This window comes from Rhizobium sp. BE258 (genome assembly GCF_031457345.1).
In the GTDB taxonomy this organism is placed as follows: domain Bacteria; phylum Pseudomonadota; class Alphaproteobacteria; order Rhizobiales; family Rhizobiaceae; genus Rhizobium.
The window spans coordinates 79,021-101,747 of record NZ_JAVDWL010000001.1; the positions used below are offsets into that span (position 1 = coordinate 79,021).

At 60.6% G+C, this 22,727-nt stretch carries 27 protein-coding genes and 2 pseudogenes; 14 read left to right on the forward strand and 15 right to left on the reverse strand.

The genetic code is table 11. The features are described from left to right. The first annotated feature begins 13 nt into the window (after positions 1-13). From J2X43_RS00450 to J2X43_RS00465, 4 genes and pseudogenes are all read left to right on the forward strand, one after another. Positions 14-469, forward strand: coding sequence for a carboxymuconolactone decarboxylase family protein (locus J2X43_RS00450; RefSeq protein ID WP_310289983.1), 456 nt, complete (start codon positions 14-16; stop codon positions 467-469). A 13-nt stretch (positions 470-482) separates the two neighbouring features. Next, positions 483-1,145 (forward strand): HD domain-containing protein, encoded by a 663-nt coding sequence (locus J2X43_RS00455; RefSeq protein ID WP_310289985.1) that lies wholly within the window; start codon positions 483-485, stop codon positions 1,143-1,145. A gap of 13 nt (positions 1,146-1,158) precedes the next feature. Then, on the forward strand, positions 1,159-1,839 hold the full coding sequence (locus J2X43_RS00460) for an HD domain-containing protein (RefSeq protein WP_310289987.1): 681 nt from the start codon (positions 1,159-1,161) through the stop codon (positions 1,837-1,839). A 94-nt stretch (positions 1,840-1,933) separates the two neighbouring features. Continuing rightward, positions 1,934-2,644, forward strand: a pseudogene (locus J2X43_RS00465) (SDR family oxidoreductase). Positions 2,645-2,805: 161 nt separating this feature from the next. Here the strand turns inward: J2X43_RS00465 and J2X43_RS00470 are convergent. Both J2X43_RS00470 and J2X43_RS00475 read right to left on the reverse strand, forming a co-directional pair. Continuing rightward, entirely contained in the window at positions 2,806-3,444 is a 639-nt protein-coding gene (locus J2X43_RS00470) for a dienelactone hydrolase family protein (protein ID WP_310289990.1), read from the reverse strand. 108 nt (positions 3,445-3,552) lie between these two features. Next, positions 3,553-3,765, reverse strand: a pseudogene (locus J2X43_RS00475) (rubrerythrin family protein); the annotation flags it as partial. Between the two features lie 92 nt (positions 3,766-3,857). Here J2X43_RS00475 and J2X43_RS00480 point away from each other — a divergent pair. The 4 genes from J2X43_RS00480 to J2X43_RS00495 all read left to right on the forward strand — a co-directional run bounded on the left by J2X43_RS00480 (position 3,858) and on the right by J2X43_RS00495 (position 5,298). After that, positions 3,858-4,082, forward strand: a complete 225-nt coding sequence (locus tag J2X43_RS00480; protein ID WP_310289993.1) for a hypothetical protein — start codon at positions 3,858-3,860, stop codon at positions 4,080-4,082. A 13-nt stretch (positions 4,083-4,095) separates the two neighbouring features. After that, a complete protein-coding gene (locus J2X43_RS00485) occupies positions 4,096-4,770 on the forward strand; it encodes an SOS response-associated peptidase (RefSeq protein WP_310289996.1) in 675 nt (224 codons plus the stop codon). A gap of 95 nt (positions 4,771-4,865) precedes the next feature. Continuing rightward, positions 4,866-5,063, forward strand: a complete 198-nt coding sequence (locus J2X43_RS00490) for a hypothetical protein (protein ID WP_310289998.1) — start codon at positions 4,866-4,868, stop codon at positions 5,061-5,063. Between the two features lie 61 nt (positions 5,064-5,124). Then, entirely contained in the window at positions 5,125-5,298 is a 174-nt protein-coding gene (locus J2X43_RS00495) for a hypothetical protein (protein WP_310290001.1), read from the forward strand. A 180-nt stretch (positions 5,299-5,478) separates the two neighbouring features. Here the strand turns inward: J2X43_RS00495 and J2X43_RS00500 are convergent, their stop codons facing one another. The 8 genes from J2X43_RS00500 to J2X43_RS00535 form a co-directional block, all read right to left on the reverse strand. Next, the gene (locus tag J2X43_RS00500) at positions 5,479-5,784 is read right to left on the reverse strand and encodes a hypothetical protein (RefSeq protein WP_310290004.1); all 306 of its coding nucleotides are present in this window, start codon (positions 5,782-5,784) and stop codon (positions 5,479-5,481) included. Positions 5,785-5,842: 58 nt separating this feature from the next. Continuing rightward, entirely contained in the window at positions 5,843-6,043 is a 201-nt protein-coding gene (locus J2X43_RS00505; protein WP_310290008.1) for a hypothetical protein, read from the reverse strand. Between the two features lie 87 nt (positions 6,044-6,130). Next, positions 6,131-9,394: an error-prone DNA polymerase gene (locus J2X43_RS00510; protein ID WP_310290010.1), complete on the reverse strand. Its 3,264-nt coding sequence runs from the start codon at positions 9,392-9,394 to the stop codon at positions 6,131-6,133. Next, the gene (locus J2X43_RS00515) at positions 9,391-10,902 is read right to left on the reverse strand and encodes a DNA polymerase Y family protein (protein ID WP_310290013.1); all 1,512 of its coding nucleotides are present in this window, start codon (positions 10,900-10,902) and stop codon (positions 9,391-9,393) included. The genes J2X43_RS00510 and J2X43_RS00515 overlap by 4 nt, the downstream gene beginning before the upstream one ends. Beyond that, the gene (locus J2X43_RS00520) at positions 10,823-11,575 is read right to left on the reverse strand and encodes an ImuA family protein (RefSeq protein WP_310290015.1); all 753 of its coding nucleotides are present in this window, start codon (positions 11,573-11,575) and stop codon (positions 10,823-10,825) included. Before J2X43_RS00520 ends, J2X43_RS00515 begins: the two co-directional genes overlap by 80 nt. Positions 11,576-12,368: 793 nt before the next feature. Then, positions 12,369-12,575, reverse strand: coding sequence for a hypothetical protein (locus J2X43_RS00525; RefSeq protein ID WP_310290016.1), 207 nt, complete (start codon positions 12,573-12,575; stop codon positions 12,369-12,371). 1 nt (position 12,576) lies between these two features. Beyond that, the gene (locus J2X43_RS00530) at positions 12,577-12,777 is read right to left on the reverse strand and encodes a hypothetical protein (protein WP_310290019.1); all 201 of its coding nucleotides are present in this window, start codon (positions 12,775-12,777) and stop codon (positions 12,577-12,579) included. 822 nt (positions 12,778-13,599) lie between these two features. Continuing rightward, on the reverse strand, positions 13,600-14,448 hold the full coding sequence (locus J2X43_RS00535; RefSeq protein WP_310290021.1) for a hypothetical protein: 849 nt from the start codon (positions 14,446-14,448) through the stop codon (positions 13,600-13,602). 228 nt (positions 14,449-14,676) lie between these two features. Between J2X43_RS00535 and J2X43_RS00540 the strand changes: the two genes are divergently transcribed. The 3 genes from J2X43_RS00540 (at position 14,677) to J2X43_RS00550 (ending at position 16,468) form a co-directional block, all read left to right on the forward strand. Beyond that, a complete protein-coding gene (locus J2X43_RS00540; protein ID WP_310290023.1) occupies positions 14,677-14,877 on the forward strand; it encodes a hypothetical protein in 201 nt (66 codons plus the stop codon). Between the two features lie 142 nt (positions 14,878-15,019). After that, the gene (locus J2X43_RS00545; RefSeq protein ID WP_310291243.1) at positions 15,020-15,550 is read left to right on the forward strand and encodes a GXWXG domain-containing protein; all 531 of its coding nucleotides are present in this window, start codon (positions 15,020-15,022) and stop codon (positions 15,548-15,550) included. A 471-nt stretch (positions 15,551-16,021) separates the two neighbouring features. Continuing rightward, the gene (locus J2X43_RS00550) at positions 16,022-16,468 is read left to right on the forward strand and encodes a pyridoxamine 5'-phosphate oxidase family protein (protein WP_112388979.1); all 447 of its coding nucleotides are present in this window, start codon (positions 16,022-16,024) and stop codon (positions 16,466-16,468) included. Between the two features lie 555 nt (positions 16,469-17,023). On the opposite strand, the gene J2X43_RS00555 is transcribed toward J2X43_RS00550, so the two are convergent. Continuing rightward, positions 17,024-17,563 carry a response regulator gene (locus tag J2X43_RS00555; protein WP_310290026.1) on the reverse strand — a complete coding sequence of 180 codons (540 nt, stop codon included), beginning with the start codon at positions 17,561-17,563 and terminating at the stop codon, positions 17,024-17,026. Positions 17,564-18,140: 577 nt separating this feature from the next. Here J2X43_RS00555 and J2X43_RS00565 point away from each other — a divergent pair. From J2X43_RS00565 to J2X43_RS00575, 3 genes are all read left to right on the forward strand, one after another. After that, entirely contained in the window at positions 18,141-19,058 is a 918-nt protein-coding gene (locus tag J2X43_RS00565; protein ID WP_310291246.1) for a Ku protein, read from the forward strand. A 12-nt stretch (positions 19,059-19,070) separates the two neighbouring features. Beyond that, complete coding sequence (locus J2X43_RS00570) at positions 19,071-19,883, forward strand: Ku protein (RefSeq protein WP_310290029.1); 813 nt, start codon at positions 19,071-19,073, stop codon at positions 19,881-19,883. A gap of 156 nt (positions 19,884-20,039) precedes the next feature. After that, positions 20,040-20,234 carry a hypothetical protein gene (locus tag J2X43_RS00575; RefSeq protein WP_310290032.1) on the forward strand — a complete coding sequence of 65 codons (195 nt, stop codon included), beginning with the start codon at positions 20,040-20,042 and terminating at the stop codon, positions 20,232-20,234. Between the two features lie 15 nt (positions 20,235-20,249). On the opposite strand, the gene J2X43_RS00580 is transcribed toward J2X43_RS00575, so the two are convergent. The 4 genes from J2X43_RS00580 to J2X43_RS00595 form a co-directional block, all read right to left on the reverse strand. Further along, positions 20,250-20,666, reverse strand: coding sequence for a low affinity iron permease family protein (locus tag J2X43_RS00580; protein ID WP_112388973.1), 417 nt, complete (start codon positions 20,664-20,666; stop codon positions 20,250-20,252). Positions 20,667-21,220: 554 nt separating this feature from the next. Continuing rightward, on the reverse strand, positions 21,221-21,514 hold the full coding sequence (locus tag J2X43_RS00585) for a hypothetical protein (RefSeq protein ID WP_310290039.1): 294 nt from the start codon (positions 21,512-21,514) through the stop codon (positions 21,221-21,223). Further along, a complete protein-coding gene (locus J2X43_RS00590) occupies positions 21,514-21,696 on the reverse strand; it encodes a hypothetical protein (protein ID WP_310290042.1) in 183 nt (60 codons plus the stop codon). The genes J2X43_RS00585 and J2X43_RS00590 overlap by 1 nt, the downstream gene beginning before the upstream one ends. A 229-nt stretch (positions 21,697-21,925) precedes the next feature. After that, on the reverse strand, positions 21,926-22,333 hold the full coding sequence (locus tag J2X43_RS00595; RefSeq protein ID WP_310290045.1) for a hypothetical protein: 408 nt from the start codon (positions 22,331-22,333) through the stop codon (positions 21,926-21,928). Between the last annotated feature and the right edge of the window lie 394 nt (positions 22,334-22,727).

Below are 22,727 nucleotides of genomic sequence, written 5' to 3' on the forward strand. Positions count from 1 at the left end.
AGGAATCCGAACAATGACAAGAAGACTCGACTACAATCAGGTTGCTCCGAACGGCGCCAAGGCGCTTGGTGGAGTCTACGGCTATGTCCTGCAGAGCGGCCTACCCGGCGAGCTGGTAGATCTCGTATATCTGCGCATTTCCCAGATCAACAACTGCGCCTACTGCCTCGACATGCACACCCGCGAACTCATCAAGAGGGGCGTCAAGATCGAGAAGTTGGCCCTGGTCCAGGCTTGGGAGGAAGGCGGAAGCCTCTTCAGCGCCGAAGAACGTGCAGCGCTTGCATGGGCAGAAACCGTGACGCTCGTTGCCGATACCGGCGTACCGGACGATGCATACAAGGCGGCGCGCCAGGTCTTCGACGAGAAGCAGCTTGTCGATCTGACGATCGCGATCAGCCTGATGAACAGCTACAATCGCATGGCGATCAGCTTCCGCAACACGCCTCAAGCGCTTCTCGAGGCCTGAGGGAGGACCGAACATGGCCGTTGCTGAAATTTCTGGAATACGAATACCGGACAGCAGGCTCGCCCGCGAGGCGAGCGAGTTCATCCGGGAAACCGAAAGCACGCTGTTGTTCGACCATTCCACGCGCGTCTATCTATGGGGCGCAATGGCCGGGCACCGCATTGGTGTGAACTTCGATCCGGAACTGCTGTACACGGCGGCCATGTTTCACGACGTCGGCCTGACTGCAGGCTTCGGGAAGAGCAAACTGCGTTTCGAAGTCGATGGCGCGAACGCAGCCCGTGATTTCCTTCGCAGCCACGGCTTGACGGAAGAAAACATGCAGAAGGTCTGGCTCGCGATCGCGCTGCACACGACGCCCGGCATTTCCGCGCATCTGGACCCGATAGCCGCTCTTACCGCCGAGGGCGTAATGATGGACCTCGTCGGCGCCGGATACGACCGGTTCACCGAAGACCAGCGAACCGCCGTAGAAACTGCATATCCACGCGGAGCCGACTTCGCCGAACACCTGCTCAAAGCACTCTACGATGGCCTTGAGCATCGGCCCGAGGTCACGCAGGGAACAGGTCTCGCCGACATCATGGCGGACAAGAACCCTCATTTCCATCGCCGCAATTTCTGCTGCCTGATGAGGACTTCTCCTTGGGCATGCGACGACTGCAGCAACAACTGAGAAGGACGCCCCCATGCCTGCGAGACTAGAAGGAGTTTCTGTTCCCGACAGCCGGATTGCCCGCGAGGTCACCGAATTCATCCGCGACACCGAAAGCGATCTGCTGTTCAACCATTCCGCCAGAGTATTCTTCTGGGGAGCAATGGCCGGACACAAGAAGGGCATGACCTTCGACCCAGAATTGCTCTACACGGCCTCCATGTTTCACGACCTCGGGCTGACAGGGAAGTACGGCGATAGTCAGCTCCGCTTCGAAGTCGATGGTGCAAATGCCGCAGCCGACTTCCTTCGGAGCCATGGGATCGGGCCAGAGCAGATCGAGATTGTCTGGAACGCTGTAGCACTTCACACTACTCCTGGCATTCCGGAATTCATGCGCCCGGAGATCGCGTTGGTCCAGGCAGGCGCCGGAATGGACGTCGTCGGACGTGGTTTCGACGAGTTCTCGCGTGCGGAACGTGAGGCTGTAATCAAGGCATACCCACGCGAAGCTGACTTCGCGGAAGGCATCGTCGATGCCTTCTATGACGGGATGAAGCACCGCCCTCAAACCACGTTCGGCACCTTCAACGACGACATCTTGGCGTTCAAGGATCCCGTGTTCGAGCGGGTCGACATCTGTAAGGCGATCTTCAGTTCTAAATGGAAACTCCACGCCCACCGCTGCGGACAGGGCTGCGATCACGCTCACTGAGAAGCGGATGGCGCATGGGCGACGTCGCCTTTGCCGGCTGCTGGGAATACTCGGTCAGTGGACGTCCCGTGATCTACAAGGGAATGATAGAAACATGAAGACCCGAACATTTCTCGTCACCGGCGCTAGCAAAGGCATCGGCAGAGCGCTCTCCCACCGCCTGGTCGACACGGGTCACCGGGTCGTCGGTATAGCACGCGGCAAGGACTCGACCTTCCCCGGTGAACTGGTCACCGTTGATCTGGATGACGATCGCGCTGCCGCCGAGGCGTTAGCAGATATGGCGAAGAAGCACTCGTTCGACGGCGCGGTGAACAATGTCGGGATGGCAAAGCTTCACCGTATCGGCGAGATTAATCTGGCCGATGTCGAAGACATGCTCCGCTTGAACATCCACCCGACCATCCTGACTACCCAAGTCATACTGCCGGCTTTGTTAGAGAAGAAGTGAGGAAGGATCGTCAACGTGACGAGCCTCGTCACGACCGGCACTACACTCAGGAGCGGATATGCGGCTGCGAAGGCTGCGGTCAATAGCCTTACGAGAACATGGGCGCTGGAACTCGCAGAGACCGGGGTGACCGTCAACGCTGTTGCGCCTGGCCCCACCGAGACCGAATTGTTTCGGCAAAACACCCCCGCCGGCAGCGATGCAGAAGCTCGATTCATTTCGATGATCCCTATGCGTCGCCTTGGAAAGCCAGAAGAGATCGCCGCTGCCATCGCCTTTCTGCTCTCCGAGGACATCACCGGACAAATACTTATTCGCGGACGGGGCGGCTCTGTCGGACGAGCCTCGCTCTGAAGATCGGAAAAGATTGCGGCTTCCTACTTCCCGGAAGCGGGAGATGGTCATCCTGTCGAACGCGAAGGAGACCGTCTCTTGGGGCGGGTCGACTGCTTCGCTGTCTTCGTGGCAATTATCGGTCATGGCCGGAAAACGGTCAGATGATCGTCGGGTTTCGGCTACAGAAGCGATTTTTGCAGGAAGGATAAGGCCGTCCGCGCGCCGGTGCTGGAAATCGTATGTCCGACGCCGGGTTCGATATCGAGCTCAACTTTGAAGCCTGCCGCTCCAAGCTGCGCCGCGGCAAGCGTCGAGGCGGCGGCGGGAATCGTCGTGTCGGCCCGACCGTGTACGAGGAGGACCGGCGTGTCCTTGCTGGACGGCGAGATGGGCTGTGGCGGGAGAAGCCCCGCGAAAGAGACGAGCGCCCCGACCTTCCATCGGCCTGAAGCGACGGCGTCGAGGGCCACGATCGCACCCTGCGAGACGCCGACGAAAGCAATCCTATCGTGGGCGTCGGCGAATCCCTCGCGACGGACGACATCGTTGACCAGGCTGTCGAACGCTTTCCGGGCCGCAATGACTTTTGCCGGAGCGAGCGGGTTGCCTTCCGTCGAAAACCATTGATGCCCGTAGCGGTGATGCATGGGAGCGTCCGGCGCGGCGAACCGGGTGTTCGGCAAGCCGGTGCGCCACGAGGAAGCCAGCGGCATTAGCTGGGCGCCGGACGCGCCGATACCATGAAAGAAGATGACGAGCGACTTTTCGACCATTAATACCTTGCCGTAAAACACACGGAGGGCGCTCGACGTCTTCATGACGGAGCGCCCTCATCACCGCGCGACCGCGGACGGCGACGGTCATGTCGCGTTACCCGGTCAAGCGTTTCGGTGGTGACCCTTAGATGCGATCGCGGACCGTCGTTTTCAAGACAGCGTGTCGGCAGTCGTGCTCATCCACGCCCGGTGGCGCTCTTCGTCCTGATGCGCCTTCATGAAGAACGCCTTCGACTCGGGGATCGCGTCCTCGTGGCGGGACGCGCGCTCGTAGGCGGTGACAGTGTCGTCCTTGTTGGTCTTCATGGCTTTGAGAATGGCCGCGTCGCCCATAAGGTCGGCGAGCGCGATCTTGCCCGTCGTCCATAACCTGTCTTCGGTAGACAGGCCAACGACTCCGGCAGCAATCGAAGCCGGCGCCTTGACGGTCGATAGACGAACGACATCTCTCCGTTATGAACCGCATTACCGCCCCGCCGTCCGCCGGACATCCCGACCGCTTTCTGAAGTGTCAGGAAGCGATGGAAGACGCGCTGGAGACGGTCGCGGCATCCGCCACTTCGGCGGGATGGTCTCCAGAAGAGGTCGCTGCCGCACTGGTCGAACTGGCCGACAACCATATGCTTGCGCTGCTTGCAAATCGTGATCTGGCGCGCGATCTTGCCGCCCTCAAGAGATAGGAGATCGGGCTGCATGTGCGGCAGGTTTACGTTCGAGCATGAATGGCCAGCCTTCATCGACTTGTACGATCTCCCGTGGGACGTCGAACGCGGACGGAACACGGCTTCTCGTTTCAACATCGCTCCTACCCAGACGGTCCTGATTGTCCACGACGGCGGCGACGGCAAGCAGATGGCAGAGGAGGCCCGCTGGTGGCTGGTCCCCTTCTGGGCGAAGGAGCTGCCGAAGGCGGCGATGTTCAACGCAAGGATAGAAACGGTAGACACCGCGCCGGCTTTCCGCGAGGCGTTTAAGAGCAAGCGCTGCCTCATCCCGGCATCGGCGTTCTATGAATGGACGCTCAACGAGTCAGACGGCAAGAAGGATCCCTGGCATATCCATCTTCCGGGTGACGCGCCTTTCTCGTTCGCGGGGATATGGGCGCACAACTCGGCGCTTGGCGTTACGAGCTGCTCGATCATCACCGCGCCGGCCGGCAATCCGATGTCGCAACTCCATGACCGCCAGCCGGTCATCCTCGACCCGGACGTCTACAGGGAGTGGCTCGATCCCGCGACGCCCGGCACGAAGGCGAAGGAGCTGTTGAAGGCGAACCTCGACGCGCGGCTGGAATTTCACCGCGTCAGCAGAGACGTGAACTCCAGCCGCTTCGAAGGAAAACCTGCCCCGGAGGTGAACTCGCTTTGACAGTGACAACGAATCTGGTTGCCGAGTTCGTGCGCGCGGTGAACAGCCTTCTGAAGCTTCCGGCTGCCTAGCGACGACGACTTCTTGAGCGTGGCGTGACGGCGTCCGGCGCGCTGCGCGGACTGCTTCTCAAGACGGGCAAGGCGGCTTCTCTCGACGGGTCCACGGAAGTGGAAATCGTCGAAAACCTGGAGGAGAGGTCCGACGAGACGGTGGCGAACGCGCTCCTGGCACTCGTCAGCCAGATCAGAACGCTGCGGATCTTGAACAGAGAGCCTGCCGCCTTAATTTGACCATGCCAGCTACATCGAGACGTAACATAGGAGCGTTATAGCTGTCTTAGAGGAGACTGTTATGACCGAGCTGACAATGAGCGAAGCACTCAAGGACCCGTTGATCCGTCTTCTTCTACGTGCGGACAGGATCAGCATGGGCGAGTTCGCGCAGATCCTGGAGACGGCCGCGAGCCGCCGGAACCGCGATATCTCCAGGCTCGGTCCGGCGGACCGGAAACAGGTTGCGGCCTGAACGAATGCGACCGTGGATCCAACACAAGCGATGGCTACATATTGGTCATCGGTTCGCTGGTGAGTGCTCTCGAGAGCGTTCGCGAAGCCGAAGTCGCCAATCTACTTTTGACCACGGATGTACTGGCACTGGTGTGAGGGCGATATTGAGAAGGTTGGTGCGATTTCGCCCCGGCCTTTTTTATTGCGCGCCCGGCCGTCGCCTTTCTAGGAATAGGACAGCATGGATGAACGGCTGCCCATTGTTGATGTGACGCGACGGATCGATGCCGACGATGTCGTCGGTGTAAAGGTACACGGGATCCGCCGTCGGCGTCGGCACGTAGGCCTTTCTCATTCGAAAGACAGGCCATGGCCAAAGGCCGAGGAAATCTTCGCGCGGAACTTGAGCGAACGCTTCCGCGACCCGCTCGTCGTCCACCTTGAGAGCCGCGGTGATCTGCCTCGCGTATGCTCGGCGCACGATCTCCAGTTCTTCTGGTGTCATCAATGGTGAAACTCCGACACATCAGTCGCCGATGACGAGTTGTTGACGGCCGTTGGGCCTAGCCGTCCCTCGCCCTTCGCCATTTCACGAGATAGCCGAAACCCGGTCCGATCAGGATTCCGCCGATCACCCATTCGACGAGCGTAAGAGGACTCTCGTCCGGATCGTGGCCCGTCACGAAGAGGAAGAGAAAGAACGCGGCGACGCCCGCGACAATCATTGCCAGTGCGACGATCAGGCCTTTGCGGGAATCCTGCATGAGCTCTCTCCGAATTCGCGTTGGAAGCTAGTGGATTCCGCTATTGCTTCAAGCCCGATGAGCTTGCGACGCAGGCCGCACGGATCGTCAATGAAAATTGCGCGCTTTGACCTTCAAAGCGTCGATGTGAAGATCCCTGACGAAAATATCCCTCGCCTCCGGCACCGGCCTGGGTCGATCTCTGGAATCCGGGCTGCCAGGCGAACCGTGCGCGAACTCGTCGCCCCTCCCCGTTGGGGGCCTAAAGTCGGTGTCGCGGTCCGCCAGCCCGGAGAGGTCGCCCGACAGGTCGAAGAGCTGCTGGGCGACGAGGTGGACGACGTCGCCCTCCCGCTGAATCCTTCCATTGATCGCCATCATCGACGCGCCGAGGACGACGCGGCGCCGCTTCTCGAACAATGACGGCCAGACCACGACGTTCGCCGGCCCGGTTTCGTCCTCGATGGTTATGAACATTACGCCCTTGGCCGAACCCGGCTTCTGACGCACCAACACCAAGCCCGCGGCGTAGACCCAGCGGCTGTCGCAGGAGTTCATCGCTTCCGCGCAGGTGATGATGTTCCGCGCCTGAAGGTCGCGGCGCAGGAACGCAAGCGGGTGCTCGCGAAGTGTAAGGCCGACGTGGCCGTAGTCTTCGACGACGTTGTGGCCCTCCGTCATCTGCCTTAGTTCGACCTCCGGCTCCTGCTGCTCGGGGATGACCACAGCTTCGCGTTCTGCGGCGGCCGCGAAAAGCGGCAAGGGTTCGTCGCGAAGCGCTTTGATCGCCCAGAGCGCGTCGCGACGCTCCAGGTTAAGCGATGGCCGGAAGGCGTCGGCCTCGGCGAGCTGCACGAGCGCCTCCGTCGGGACGTCGGAACGTCGCCAGACGTCGTCGACGCTCTCGAACTGTTTGTTCATGCGCGCGGCAACGATACGTGCGGCATCGGCGACGGCCAGACCCTTGACCATGCGCATGCCGAGACGGACAGCGTGCCGGTCGGTGTCGCCGATGCGCTCCAGCGTGCAGTCCCAGCGGGAGCGGTTGATGCAGACCGGCCGGATCTCGACGTTATGCTTGGCGGCGTCGCCGACGATCTGCGCGGGCGCGTAGAAGCCCATCGGCTGGCTGTTCAACAGCGCCGCGCAGAAGACGTCCGGATGGTGGCACTTCACGTAGTTGCTGGCGTAGGCAATCAATGCAAATGAGGCCGCGTGGCTCTCAGGAAACCCGTAGGAGCCGAAGCCCTCTAGCTGGCTGAACGTCTTCTCCGCGAACTCTGCCGAGTAGCCGTTCTTGATCATGCCGCTAACGAGCTTGTCTTTGAAGCGGGAGACGCCGCCCGTGAACTTGAAGGTCGCCATCGACTTGCGGAGCTGGTCGGCCTCGCCCCCGGTGAACCCGGCGCAGACCATCGCGACTTTCATGGCAGACTCTTGAAAAAGAGGCACGCCCAGCGTCTTGCCGAGGACGGCCTCCAGCTCCGGCGTCGGGTACTCCACCTTCTCCTTGCCTTCGCGGCGCCGAAGATACGGGTGGACCATGTCGCCCTGAATCGGCCCCGGTCGGACGATCGCCACCTGGACCACCAAGTCATAGAAGGTCCGAGGCTTCATGCGCGGAAGCATGGCCATCTGGGCGCGGGACTCGATCTGGAACGTGCCGAGCGTGTCCGCCTTCCGGATCATTGCATAGGTCGCCGCGTCCTCCTGCTTGATCGTCGCGAGGTCGAGATCGTCGTTCTTGTGCGCCTTGATGAGGTCGAAGGCCTTCTGCATGCAAGTAAGCATGCCCAGCGCGAGCACGTCGACCTTCATGAATTTGAGGGCTTCGACGTCGTCCTTGTCCCACTCGATGATCTGCCGGTCCTTCATCGACGCCGGCTCGATCGGGACGAGGTCGTCGAGGCGATCGTGGGTGAGGACGAAGCCGCCGGGATGCTGGCCCAGGTGACGCGGCGCGCCCATGAGCTGCTGTGCAAGCTTGAGCGTCAGGACGAGACGACGGTCTTCAGGATTGAGGTTGAGCTCCCGGACGTTGCGGTCGCTGACTTCCTCGGACCAGGACCACATGCCGGACGACAGCGCCTTGATGACGTCCTCCGGAAGGCCGAGCGCCTTCCCGACGTCACGGATGGCCCCCTTGGCCCGGTAGCGGGTCACGGTCGCGCAAAGGGCTGCTTTGTCCTTGCCGTAGGTCTGGTAGATCCACTGGATGACCTGCTCTCGGCGCTCGTGTTCGAAGTCGACGTCGATGTCCGGCGGCTCGTCGCGTTCCTTGGAGACGAACCTCTCGAACAGGAGGTCGTTGGTCTCGGGATCGATGCTGGTAACCCCGAGGATGTAGCAGATGGCCGAGTTGGCGGCCGACCCGCGACCCTGGCACAGGATGCCTTGGCTTCGGGCGAACTTGACGATCGAGTAGACGGTCAGGAAGTAAGGCGCGTACCGCATCTCCTTGATCAGCTCGAGTTCATGCTTGACGGCGCGGAGAACTTTTTGCGGCAGCCCCTCTGGATACCGGTTCGGGATGCATTCGCGCACGTAGTGCTCCAGAGACTGCTGGGCGTCCATACCGGGAACGATGGCTTCCTCGGGGTACTGGTAGGTCAGCTCCTCTAGGCTGAACCTGCAGCGCTCGACGATCTCCATCGTCCGGGCGAGCGCTTCCTGGTAGCGGGGAAACAGGCGCTCCATCTCATGCGGCGGCTTCAGGTAGCGGTCGGCGTGGCGCTCGCGTTCGAAGCCGACGGCGTCGATCGTGGTGTTTTTACGGATGCAGGTGACGACGTCCTGGAGCTGACGGCGGCCGGGTTCGTGGAAGAGGACGTCGTTGGTGACGACGGTACGGACTTTGTGCCTGAACGCCAGTTCGGACAGCTCGTAGAGCCGCATCTGGTCGTTCGGCCGGCGGCGCAGGCATAGCGAGACGTATGCGCAGTTGCCGAAAATCTCGTGCATCTTCCGAAGCTGCACCGCGCAGGTCTCGTCCGGAAGATCGGGCACGAGGATGCCGATCAATCCCTCGGAATAGAGTGCGACGTCGTCGAGATGGAGGATGCAGTTGTTCTTCCCGCCCCTGCTCTTGCCCAACGTGATGAGGCGGGTCAGCCGGGAATATGCGGAACGGTCCGTGGGATAGACGAGGATCGACATGCCGTCCAGCAGATCGACACGGCAGCCGACCACAAGCCGGACGCCCGTCGCGCGCGACGCCTCGAGTGCACGCACGATCCCGGCGAGCGAATTGCGGTCGACGACGCCGATCGCCTCGATGCCGAGTTCCTTGGCGGTCGCGAACAGCTCGTCCGCAGACGAAGCGCCGCGGAGGAAGCTGAAATGCGTGGTGACCTGCAGCTCCGCGTACTTCATGCGAATATCCCGTGCATGTACCATTGGCGGTCGCCCGTCTCCGGATCGACGCCGTCGCCGGAGCGGTACACCCAGAACCTCTCGCCGATTTCGTTCTCGACCATGTAGTAGTCGCGCACCGCCTCCAGCTCGCTGTCTCGCATCCACCACTCTCCGAAAATGCGCTCTGGCCCGTCCGCGCGCTTCACCGCATGCCGCCTGCCCCGCCAGGTGATCGCACGCGGCGGATGGTCGGGGGTGAGCGCGATCGCGGTGATGCGGTCGGGCCGGTCGAGGAGACGGGCCGGTCTCTTCCAATGGCCCACCCACGTCTGCCCGACGTCGTCGGCGGCAGCATCGATCCTTTGCACGCATCTCTCCGGGACGTCGGAGGCGACGGGCGCGACGCGGTAGACACGCTGACCGCGGTTGCCCAGGATGTCGATGAGGGGCGTGATGTCGGTCGTCTCCTCTTCGACAAGGCTGGACGAACGCTGCGCCTCGTCCAGAGGCTGCGTCATCACTGCGACGAGCGTCAGCTTCTCGATACCGAACCCCGGCTCGATCTTCTCCGTTCTGTCCTTGAACAGCTTCGTCAACCAGGCAACGTCGCGCGCAGGCTTCGCGGTGCCCGCACGGATGGCCTGGCGCGTGCCGTCGACCTTCTCGACGAGCAGATCGGTCCGGCGCACGCCCAGCCCGCGGCGCTGCAGTTCGCCGACAAGCTGGACGACCAATCTCCCGACGTACTTGTCGATCGTTTCGGCAGCGCCGATGGGCTCTGCAAACGCGCGGGAGACTTCGATCCATTCCGGCGCGCGGATCGGCTCGATCGGTTCGGACATCCGGCCAAATATCTGATCAAGGCGACGCCCGATTTCCGGACCGAAGCGGAGCGCCAACGGCGCGCGCGCTGTGTTTCCCAGCTCCCCTATAGATTGGAAGCCCAGCGTCCGGAGGTCGCCGACGATCTTCTCCGGGAGCCGCAGCAAGCGAAGCGGTAGCTTCTCCACGGCCCGGACGATCTCGCCTTTCGGCACGATCACGGTTTCCCGCGTGATCGCCCGCGCGCAGGCATGCGCCGCGCCCCAGGTGTCCGCGATGGCGACGCGCGCGGTCAGGCCCTTCGCCCGAAACTGGTTGGCGACTTTTTCCAGCATCGGCTGCTCCCCGCCTTGGAGGTGGTCGGCGCCTTCCGTGTCCATGACAATGCCGTCGGTCCCGTCGACGGCGACGATCGGCGAATAGAAGGTCAGCGCCCAGAGAGCGATCCGCTCGAGCGCGGCGGCATCGGCAGCGGGGTCGGCGTCGATAATCATCAGGTCGCGGAAGATCGCCTGCGCCTTTGCGGCCGGCATCCCGACCCGCACGCCGACCTTCCGGGCAGCGGCGTCGGCGGCGGAGACCCAGCGCTTCGAGCCGGACCTCGCGATCACGGCGATGGCCTGCTCAGCCGAAATGGAAGGATCGGCTCGACGTATCCTGTCGGTCGGCAGATCGGGAAGATAGATGGATACTACCCTTGTCATCGCAGGCTCCGATTTCAAACTCAGCACACTCGCCCGCACGCGATCTCATCAGTTCAAGCAGCCACCTCGCCCGTCCCAGTCCCGGAACCGGAAGCTCTTCCGAAGGTAGGACGCTGACGCGCCACCTTGTCGTCGACGCCGTCGGCTGGCCGAAGTCGTTCGCCTCCGTCTGACGTCTCCACCGCCGGACGGCGATGGCCATCGTCCCGGTTCGCTCCGCCGCAAGCTGAAGCCGTCGCGACGCCGTCATCGGCAGACGGACCAGTTCGCCGACGACCACGCCCAGTCCGCCGAAGGACAGACATTCCTCCATCGACGCCAAGACGTCCTCCTCCTTGTCGCCCTCGATGAAGACGACCCGGTCGGGATGAACGCCGGCCTGCGCGAGCGCCGGAAAGAAGAGATCGGGCCGCGTCAGACACCACGCGATCTTTCCCTTCGTTCGAGCGGCTATCCCGGCGGCGAAAAGAGCGGCGGCTGCTCCGTCGACCGTTCCCGACCCGCCGCCCGCGATCTCGTGAAGGGCGCCGTAAGCGAGACCGCCGCCCGGCAGAACGCGGTCGATTTCCGGGACGCCGAACGGTAGACAGCCGGCTGCCCTGGCGACGCCCCCCGCGAGAGCGGAGATGCGTTCGCGCAGGTCTGCGAGGACTGTCTCTCGGCCAGCCGACATCGGTCACGAATCCTTTCGTAATCGCGGTGGAACAGGGACGACATCATGTCGTGATAACTTGCGTGTTCTCTATCTGTTCCTTATCGTGCGCGGCGTCAAGATGGTCGGAAGAGCAGGAATCTAGTCCTAAGATTAGCGAGAGCGTAGATTCAATGAGTGGAATCAAAACCGTAGGCAAATCTCGTAAGTCGGCGTCGTCATTGAAATATTTTCGTCAACGTCGGCGGCTTGCATGTGGATATCAATTTGAGTAGCAGCGGCCGATCCGGCGTGAGGCCGAGGGGATTGGACATCAGATGACGAGAAGACGGCAACACCTCGGCGGCGGCGACGGGCCGACGATAAACGACATTCGAGGCGCCGTCATCGTACTGGAATGCGCCGCCTGCCAACGTCGCGACAGCTTTGAACGGAAGGTCCTCGTGGCCCAGTTCGGCGCGGGGGCGTGTCTTGCAAAGCTTCGTCGCCGCCTGGCGATGGGCTGCGAGCGAATGGTCGGGCCCGAAGGAGATCGATGCCAGACGCGTTTTCCGGCCCTTGATCGCGGTTAGGCCTTCTTGAACGTTGCGTTGCGCCTGAGACGCGGGTTTCGACGCGGCTCCGGTCGATCTCGGTGGGAACGTGAAGACGTGCGCGGCGCAGACTTTGTGGGGCTTCCTCGCGGGCCGGCCGGGCCTTCTGAAGGCGGTTCTCGGCAAGACGCCGAATGGGACACCCTCAGCAGACCAGCTTCACGACAATCGTGCTCAAGGGTCGCAACGTCTCGGGCGATCAGTTTATTCGGCGGCCGCGGTCAACGCATCCGCCCCTCGTTTTCATCCGCCGGGTCGAAATTGATGTCCCAGTCCTTGACGGGCTTCTTACCTGGTGGGGTCTTGTGTTCGGTAGCGTCCTCCGAACCGGTGATGACGGTCGGCTTGGCACTGTGGACGCCGGTTGACTTCGGATCTGCGATCGACTTGGCAAATTGGCCCCTGGCATCCTTCTCAACGTCCGACATCTCATTCGCCTTTCTGTTTGAGGCCGTCCAAGACTTTCTTGACCTCGGGATCGCTGTTGGTTTCACCATTCGCGTCCTTCGTCCGGTCAGGATCGTCTCTCGCTGGCAAGTAGCCCGGCGGCGTGTTCTCCTGCGGACCTTCCCATCTCGGCGACTGGTCGGTTGTCCCTGGGGCGCCGTCTTTCGGTTTGTCCATTCCCATGCTCGAACCTCCTGTTGATCACGACTAATCTTGTCGGCGGCTGCTTGTTCCGTCTTGCAACTATCAACGCTCGGAACCATCCCGACACTTCCACATTCCTTTTCCGAGCGCGAGCCGTGTCAAACGGACGCGACAGGGATGGTGAACATCGCGGTTTTTCCGTTTTCTCGCGATGGCCAACGAAATGACAGACGAGCGCCCACCTGTCCGGCATCGCCCTCACCCCCACGCAGGAGTTGGAATGTCGGACGACCCGTAGGCGAATAGGTTGTCTGGTTCGCCTCGATCCTGTGCTGCCCAGTGAATGATCGGAATCAGGCGGGGGCGGAGGTAATCCGTCCCCACGGTTCGATGGAGTGCTCGAAAACCTGCATTGGCCTGGCAGGAGATTTCACGCCGACCTGAACGCAGACGCCCGTCGCTTCCAGTGACGGCCCGGAATGCTCGTGCCGATCAAGCAGCCGTCGTCCCGCTCCGGCTCGCCATGCGTCTGGCGTCGTTCGGGCGAACATTCCTGGCACGCGACTGGTTCTCTTACCTTCGTCCGCCCCCGAACTCTGACGCCGGCTCTGCGGCCGCGGATGGTCGACGGTGCGGAGACGGCGGCCTCCACGGCCGCCAGCCGATCGTCGACTTCATCAGAAGGATCTTGCAAGACGAGTTCGTCGGACGGCCGTTACATCGTCGTCCACGGGCGTCTATGGCGTGACGGACGGAGCGCCGGATTTCAATCGGCACATGGTGCGGACGACACCCTATGCGGATTGGTTTGCTGCTCGACGCCTCTCATGACAAATAGCGGGAGACCCCGTAATTCCTCGTTCAAGAGCTTGCAGCGGACTTTAGTTTCTCAAGCGGTACGGGCACGGCTGCCCAGACGGCCGGAAATGTCGAAAGATTCTGAGCCATTGCCTTCGTCGGAGAGCAGACGAGCCCGAGCACTTCGAGCGTCCTCTCGTAGTTTTCAACGACCGGCTTGAAAACAATGTTCTTATGATGGGCCACGTTGTTGCGGAAGGTGCGCACGAATTCGACGCCGTCATGTAGGTCGACAATCGTCTTTCCGCGAGGAAATCCGGGAAGTACGCTATGAAGCGGCGCATGCCAGAGGTCCGGGTAGAAAGTCTTCGTAAAGACGTTCACCCAGAAGCCGAACGTCAACTCACTGGTGACGTAGTCCGACAAGTTTCCTCGTCGACCGAGATCGAGCTCACGCTGAGTGGCATCGCGGACTTCGTTGGAAAGTTTTTTCGAAAGACGGTAGTCGAGCAGGGTCGAGTTGCTGTACCAGTGTTTTCCATATTTGGCGATGAGACGCTTCAGCGCGAAGTTCCGGATCGCCACCTCCGTCAGGTGGAGCGTCGGAAGCAGCGAGCCTGCAACGGCAGCATTCCACGCGTGGAGGCGCATGGCGGTTCGGAGGTCGTTATCCGCGGCCACCAGATACCGCTTCAGTCGAGCGGCGGACATCGTCTGTCGACCCGCTTCGATGGATTTCTGTGCGTGAATTTTTTCATCTTGAAGGAATTGATCAGCCGCGGTATATGTTCTGCATGCGCTAGCGGGTTTAATCCCTGTCGTAACAGACAAATCCCCGCCAGACACAGTCATGAGGGTCGGACCTACGGGTGCCGGCCCTCCTTTGTTTTCAGCGACGCTCACGTTAGTCAATTCTGCCTCCCGCAGATTGGTCCGAACGCATATAGCTCGTTTACGGACCAACTTCCAGTAGTGCGGATTGACCGGTAGTTCTTCGAAGCAAGGTGAGACTGGGCGAAGTCTATCTCGCGACCGCTCGGGACGAGAAACCCAGCGTCCAGTACGCAATTCCGTCGACACACAATGCTTTGCGGCCGTTCTGGAAGACCGGCCAAGTGATCGCGGGAGGTCTGATGGACGATGAAACGCGGATATCCTACGCCGCGTGGCGTTGAAAAGTTTGATGACGGCGAGGCTTGGTGGTTGATGTCGAAGCCTGGAGATCGTCGCCTTTCTGAAAGTGGGCCAGTCTGCGAACCTCTGAGCGTCACTAAGCTGGCACGCGGGCAGATCAAGGAGCATATTGAACATCTCGACATGCTGAAGTCGAAGATGGGCTGATGGCAGGTGGGGGCTGGATGCCGCCGGCCCTCACCCCTCGATCGCCTCGGCAACGTTGCCGGCTTGCTCACGGACCGATAGAACTTGCTTCACATTCGAGTTGAAGGCTGAAAAAAGCAGCCCGTATTGAAGAGGATGACCCATAGTCGACGACCTGCAGAAAAAGACGACGGACTGGTTCAGCAACCTGCCGCCCGTTTTGCCGGCGGAGATGATCGGCACCTGGCGCGGTGAAGGCGTTCCATCGGGGCATCCGCTCGACGGCGTGCTCGAAAACCTGCAGTGGTTCGGTAAGAGGTTCCATCACGATCTAAGAGCCGACGCCCTGCTCTTCCAGTGGCGGCCAGGGAGGCTCGTGCCGATCGATCCGACTTTCTTCCCTCCCCGGCTTGCTATCCGGTTCGCAGCCTTCGGCAGGACATCAATTGCCAGAAACTGGTTCTCGTACGTGCAGAGAGCGTTCCGTGCCAGAAGCACGACCGCATCGTTGAAGCTGAGGAGCGCCAGCCACGACGAGACTGCGGCCATGGTCTACGACAAGCAGCCAATCGTCGACTACTTCAGGCGGATCGGCGACGGCGAACTGGCGGGCATGATGGTCGTCCGTGGCGACGACCGTCGATACTTCTTCCGTCTGCGGCGCGTCCACGGGCCGGGTCAAGTGCGCCCTTGACGATGGTCGTTCCTAAGTCTGCGTTGGCCCGCTTAGAGAGTGCGATATCCAGCTCCGCCGGGAAATCGACAATGTTATATCGGAGCTGCGGCTCGCCTTCCACGACGAGGACACCCCCCGCGCTCGGGACGCCCTTTCACATCACGTCGCGCAACGCAAGTCATCGCTTCGGCGCCGTCGTTCGACGCTCGCGCCTGTTCAGCAGAGCGCGCTCCAGTACTGCCTGTTGCCATGGATCACGTCCGGCAATAGGGCCTGCCAGCTTGCTCCTACAGCAAATAGGCTGTCGCCCTATCCATCGTTTCGGTCTTCCATGAAGCACGATCCATGTCTGAAAGCTTTGAGATGGACGATCTGGCCCGCCAAACTAGAGTCGACATTTCTTTTTGCGAGAAGAGCGAGCCACCAAGGTTTCATCAGGGAACGATTAGCCATCGCGGACGCTATGCTTCATCAACAATGGAGACTGCGATGACATCCCTTTCGCTTGAAGACATCTCGTCCAAACTCAAGAAGATCGACTTCTGCATGCTTTCGACAAACGGCGGCTCAGGCCGCATCTCCTCACGACCGATGAGCAATAACGGCGACGTGGAATATGACGGCGACACCTGGTTCTTCTCTTTCGAAGACACGCAGAAGGTGACGGAAATCGAGGGTATCGACAGCGTTTCGCTTACCTTTACGGCGCCGGCCAGCCTCCTGGGGAAGCCCGGCATCTTCATCGCGATCGAAGGCTCAGCAACTCTGATCCGTGAAAAAAGCGCATTCGAGGAACATTGGGTCGCGGATCTCGAACGCTGGTTTCCGGAAGGAATCGACACACCTGGACTCGTTCTCATCAAAGTCCGTGCGTCGACTATCGAATATTGGGATGGCGAAGAGAACGGCGTAATCACACCTCGATTTACCGCTTAGACCTGACCAAGGGTTCGCTACTTCGCTCTAAAGGCGTCAGCGGTCGTGTATAGGATAGAGAAGGAAATGGACAAGATGCTGAAGTTCGTCCTCGTTGGACTGTCCGCGATGACAGGATGCACGATTGCCCCGACGATCGCGGCTACGCGGGACATGCAATCACGGTTCAGTCGCGAACCGGCGAACGGGCGCTTGAGCTTGGAGCAAGCGAACACATCTTGCCTCGTCCACAGGATCGCATTGGCCGATCGACGAGACCGAAGCATAGCTTGTAGTGAGCGGCACCGGCGGTGGTTGTAGATATCAAATGTCGCCCCTCTCCGCAGCCTTTCTCCGGGCGCCAAGGGCACCGGGAACGTATACGGGCTCGGGGCGATCGATCCTTCGAATGAGCCTCCAGGTCGAAGCTGGAGCGGGCGGGCGTTAAGGCCGAAGAACGTTCGAGGAGAGTTGCCCGCCAACGCGTCCTCTGCAATCCAGCGAGGGCGACCCGCGTCGTCGTGGAGGTCGCCCTCGTGCTCGTGCTAGTCTCAGGCATGCCGTCGCCAACGCCGCCTAAGCGGCTTCCAGCAGTTCAAGTCTCGTTGGCACCGCGGGATTCCCGCCCTGACGGCGTCCGACAGCAAACTTTACGACGCTCTCGATCTCCGCCAGGCGAAAGGGCTTCTGCAGTACTCCGATCGCTGCCTTGTTTTGCCGTACGGCTTCGGGATTTCCCGTGATGAACACGACAGTGACTCCATACTGGAAATGAAGGTGGTTCCCGACCTCGGGCCCGGTAACTCCATCCTTGAGCCGGACGTCGACAAGTGCAACGTCCGCTTCCCCCGCAAGCTCCATCGCCTCCTGCAAGCTGCCTACGGGTCCGACGACGTCGTAGCCCAGGGCGCGAACAGCTTCCTCTATGTCCATAGCGATGAGAAATTCGTCTTCGACGATCAGGATGCGCATATGTATCTCTTCCAGCGTAGTCTGTTCACTATGTAAGAGATGGCTAAGTTGGCAAGGGAAAGGCGGCGTCAACCTTAACGGCCAAGCGTACGCAAACGGACGCTCGGCCGGCCCCGAAGCCAGCGAAGCTGGTTGAGCGCGCAATGCCCTGTCTCAGAAGACCATGCTTTCTCCGAGTAGCTACGAATGGCTTGCTGGAAAAGGCTTACAGAAAGCGGGAACGCCGAACCGTGTCGGCCTCAGTGAACTGCTCCGGACGATGGAGCGTTGACACGCGTTCCCGCTATCCCGACGTAGTTCGAGATCAAAGTGGCGGCAAGCATTTCTGAGGACCGGCAGCCGCTCGCGTAGAGTTCGATAGCAGCGTCGCACAGGAACGAGGACGCATGATCGTCCCAGTTAACATCATAGTGCCGATACCAAGCGCTGACGGCCTTCGAGATCATGATGTGATCTTCCGGGACATTGGACATGGGGGCCTCGACGATGCTGATGCGATTGCGGGGGAACGTACGAGGCTTTCGCTGGTTCCGGCAACCTGCCAGCGGCGATCGAGGCTACCCAATACCGCTCCGCGATTTCGCGGCCGCCAGGGACTTAAGACCCTGAATCAATATGTCAGCGAGATTCCGTAAGCCTTTGAAAAATGATTCGTTTCGACTCGGAACGAATCACCCGTTCCGGACTTGAGTCGCCAATGAGTGATTCGGAGTATGGCGTCATGGCGAGTGGCCAGCGTGCCCAGTGGAAAGGCTTCCTGAAGTTTGGCGAGGTGTCCTGCGGCGTCGCCCTCTACACCGCGGCCAGCACCTCGGACAGGATCTCGTTCAACATGATCAACAAGGCGTCCGGCAACAAGGTCAACCGCATCTATGTGGACAGCGAGACTGAAGATCCGGTGCCGCGCGAGGAACAGATCAAGGGCTTCGAGATCGAGAACGGTCAATATCTCCAGATCGATCCGGAAGAGATCGCCGCCACCATTCCCGAAAGCAACAAGACGCTTTCGGTAGAGGCCTTCATACCGTGCGATGAGATCGACGATGTCTACTTCGACAAGCCTTACTATCTCACGCCCGACAAGATGGGGAGCGACGCGTTCGTCGCGCTGCGTGACGGAATGAGAAAGTCGAAGGTTGCGGCCGTCGCCCGTGCGGTCCTATGCAGAAGGATGAGGACCGTCCTCATACGTCCCCATGGCAAGGGCCTCATCGCCACCACCCTGAACTACGACTACGAGGTGCGATCGAGCGCCAAGGCGTTCGAGGAGATGCCCAGGCTGAAGATCGAGGGCGAGATGCTCGATCTCGCCAAGCACATAATCTCCACAAAGAAAGGCGAGTTCGACCCCGCGGCTTTCGACGACAGGTACGAAACCGCTCTTGCCGAACTGGTCAAGGCCAAGATCGAGGGCAAGGCGCTGCCCAAGCCAAAGAAGGTCGAAGTCTCCAAACCTAACGATTTGCTTGCGGCTCTTCGCGAGAGCGCGGGATTGCTGAAGGGCGGCGCCAGCGGAAAAAGCGAGTCGACGCGCACGGCGGCCAATGCCAACCAGGGAACAGCCGGGAGGGCTGGACGTGGAACGGCCTCGAAGGTCGCATCGTCAGCGAGATCCATCTCGCACCGGAAGGCAAGCTGAGGAGGATCGACCATGGCTCCGTATCGCTGGAAGGGTTATCTGAAACTTTCGCTAGTCACATGCCCCGTATCGATGACCCCTGCGACATCGGAATCGGAAAAAGTCCGGTTTCATACGCTCAACAAGTCGACCGGAAATCGCGTCGTCTCACAGTATGTCGACAGCGTGACCGGGAAGCCTGTGAAGGACGAGAACGAAGCCAAGGGGTACGCCCGCGGGGAAAACGACTACGTGATCCTGACGGACGACGATCTGGATCGCGTGGCGCTCGATACGGTCAAGACGATCGACATCGAAAAGTTTGTCCCCGCCGAATCTATTAAATGGGTCTATCTCGAGAAGCCGAACTACCTGATGCCTGACGACCCGGTCGGCAACGAAGCGTTCGCCGTCATTCGCGACGCCATGAAGTCCGATGGCGTCGTCGGCGTCTCCAAACTGGTCATGGGGCGCCGCGAGCGCGCCGTCATCCTGGAGCCCCGCGGCGAAGGGATCGTTCTCTGGTCGCTTCGGTTCGGTGACGAGGTCCGCCCGGAAGAGAACTACTTCGAAGACATCGCGGACGAAAGCGATCCCGACTTGGTGCCGCTCGTGCAGAAGCTGATCAAGCAGCATACGTCGCACTGGTCGCCCGAAATGGTCAGCGATCCAATCCAGGAAAGTCTTCTCAAGCTTATCGAAGAAAAGAAGAAGGCGCTAAAGCCGAAAAAGACGGCAAAGGGTGGAAAGGGCGCAGAAGCTCCTCCGAAGTCAAACGTCGTAAACATCATGGATGCCTTGAAGAAATCCGTGGCGGCGGAATTGAAGAACAGGAAGGCGAGCTAGGACCGTTGCTTTCCGCGGAGCAGCTCGCCGACGAAAGTCTCGCGCGACACCGGGCGCACGATGGCGTCGAAAGGACGCGCCACGAAATGCGGCATCTCGACATGCTAAAAGGCGCGGTGGGCGGCTTTGAACCAATATCGCATTCAGGATTCGCAGATGCAGAAGATCGCGGTATCGGCAGCGTGTGCCGTCCTCATCCTAGAGGGGATGGTCATCCTCCAATTATACGACCTTGACGCCGCCTCGAGCGCGCTGGCGGGAGCCACGGCCGGTGGCCTCGGCATGGCCATCGCCAAGATTCGCCGCTCGGCGACACGGCGAAACATCCTCCAAAAGCGACGGCGTCCTTAACGCAGGTTCGAGCCGTTATGCAGGCCTGCGCTCGCCCTGCTCAGCCTTGTCCTCGGCGACCTCCTCGACGCATTGAGCTTTCTCCGCAAGCTTCTGGCTCATTTCCCTGAGTTGCTGCTCGTCGAGCTTCTCGATGCCGACGAACTTGTTCTGTGCCTGTGATGTCAGGATCAGTTCATCGAGCTTAGCCTGCAAAGCCTTGCCGTCGCGGTTTTGCGAGTTCTGCAGCACGAACACCATCAGGAAGGTGATGATAGTGGTGCTCGTATTGATCACCAACTGCCAGTTCTCGCTGTAATCAAAGACCGGACCGGAGGCGGCCCACACGATGACGAGAACGACGGCAAGCACGAATGTCGCCGGCTTTCCAGAGAGATCGGCGATGGTCGTGGCAAATTTCGAAAAGCCTTTAGAAATAACGTTGTCGCTCATGGAAGCCTCGCTTTGCCCGGCGAAATGATAACGCAAACAGCGGGCAGCCGGTTCCCGTTGAAGCACAAGGCGGGACCTTGGTCCGGGGTTAAGTCCTATCGAAAGCATCCCAAAGTGCGTGGCGCGGGTTCGAGGCGTCTCTCAAATGCGATCCTTTTGCCGATCATTTCGACATTGTTAATATGGCTCGCGCGGAGGTGACCGTGGAGCGCTGCCTGTCGAAGATCCGGAAGATGCCTCACCGGGGGATGGTCGTTCCGCGCTGCGGCGTCCCTCGGCAAGCTCGGACGTAGCGCGGAGGCTGCTGTCGAGGCAGCAAAAGTTTGTGCTGCGAACAACGACTTTTCCGTATCCGTCTTCATGAGCTCGACCATCCTCCTGGAACGCAAGGAAGATCGAGAGAATCTGCGGCAAGGCCTTCTTCTCGCAGGACTGCTCGAGTAGCAGCGTTTCGACATCCGGCTAGCCGCCCAACCGTCGGCACCTTCCACAGCCGCCTCGTCGGCGCGACGCTGAACACGACGAGAGCAATGAGCAACGAACGGGTTGGACATCTAGTGTAATGTCGGGCCGACCGGGTACTCGGGGTGCCTCGCATGGAAGGTAGTGATCAGGCCGACGGCCCGGCCCGCAACATCCTCGGCGAGCGCGGTCTCTGTGTTCGCGAGATCGGCCGCGACCGAAAGCAAGGCGGTGCCAACTGATCGCATCACCATGCCGAGAGCGTCGTCGCCCTCCGCATCAGCCCAGGCGGCGTTCCTCTCAAGCGTCACGGCAAGCCGTTCGAGGACGGCCTGCCGCTCCGCGGGCGGAAGTTCGTTGAACGACGGTCCTGTCGGGATCGACATCAGTGTTTCGCGTGGTGGTCGCCGCGATCGCCTTCGCCGCGCTTCGCTTCCGTCGTGGACTTATGGCGCTTGTCGGCCGAGAGCGACCGGCCGACGTCCGTCGACTCCTGGAACTGGCCCATCTCGTCGCGGCGCACGTAGCGCTTGTCGGTCCCGGTGTCGATGAGTTCGCGTTTTGACATGGGTATCTCCTTGTTCGGGGAGGTTTAACGCACAGGATTTCAGAATGTTACGATGATATCCGCGCCGGATGGAGCCCCGCTTATCGGAACTCTGGGAGCGACGTAGTCCGGGATCAGCAAGAGCCAACTTTTGCCTAAACAACTCGCGCTCGCAGTGCGCCGACATCTCAAGTCAGTGCGCCGACATCTCAAGTCAAGGTGGAAACCGCGAGGTCTGATGCAAATCTGACTAAAGGCGGTCTCTCACTCTCTCATACAATTCGCGGAGATCGTCCATCGTCCGGTCGTAGTGCGAGCGGAAGGGGCTTGTTCTGAGACCCGCAACGGCGAAGGCAAACGCGCCGGCGAGAGCGGCTACGGTGACCAGCGTCGACACCGGGTAAAGCTTCACCGTCCCCTCAGTCTGGCGTGCCACCTGCCGCGCGCCGCCCTTGACCGCGCCCGCAGCGTTCGCGAGCTGCCGGCGAACGACCTCCAACTCACTGCGAAGCGCGCCGATCTCTTCCTGAACATCAAAATCGGCGCCGGACTGCACGGCGGCAAACGTGGCGGTAGTATCAACCACCCCGCGGGGAATGGGCTCGCCAATCTTTGGGCTATCGTCGCCAGAGATCTTGTTTTCCTTGTCGGTTGCCATCGACAGCTCCTTTCACGTACCGCGAAAATTGAAATCTGCCCGGATATGTCTCTCAGCGGTCTTTTGTTCCGCGATGGCAGACCTTCGTTGCAGGGAATGGTGATGAGACAACGGTTTCATCTGCCAGGTGGGGTCGAGGCAGGCGTCGGGGCGGCCACCACAAAAGGGAATCAAGCCTACCGCCCTCGCTGCTGACCTGCAAAAACTGGTTCGCTTCCCTGGCCCCACGTGCAACGAAAAACGGCGCCTCCGCATCTATACGTCGCTTGATCAAGACCTCGCTCTGCGGCACCCGTTGTCTTCAGACAAATGGAGGCTTCAAGAGAGCGCGTCGAGGGGCGATTGCAAGAACGACAGTAATTGCTGCATTGCAACGAAAGCTACGGAACAAGTG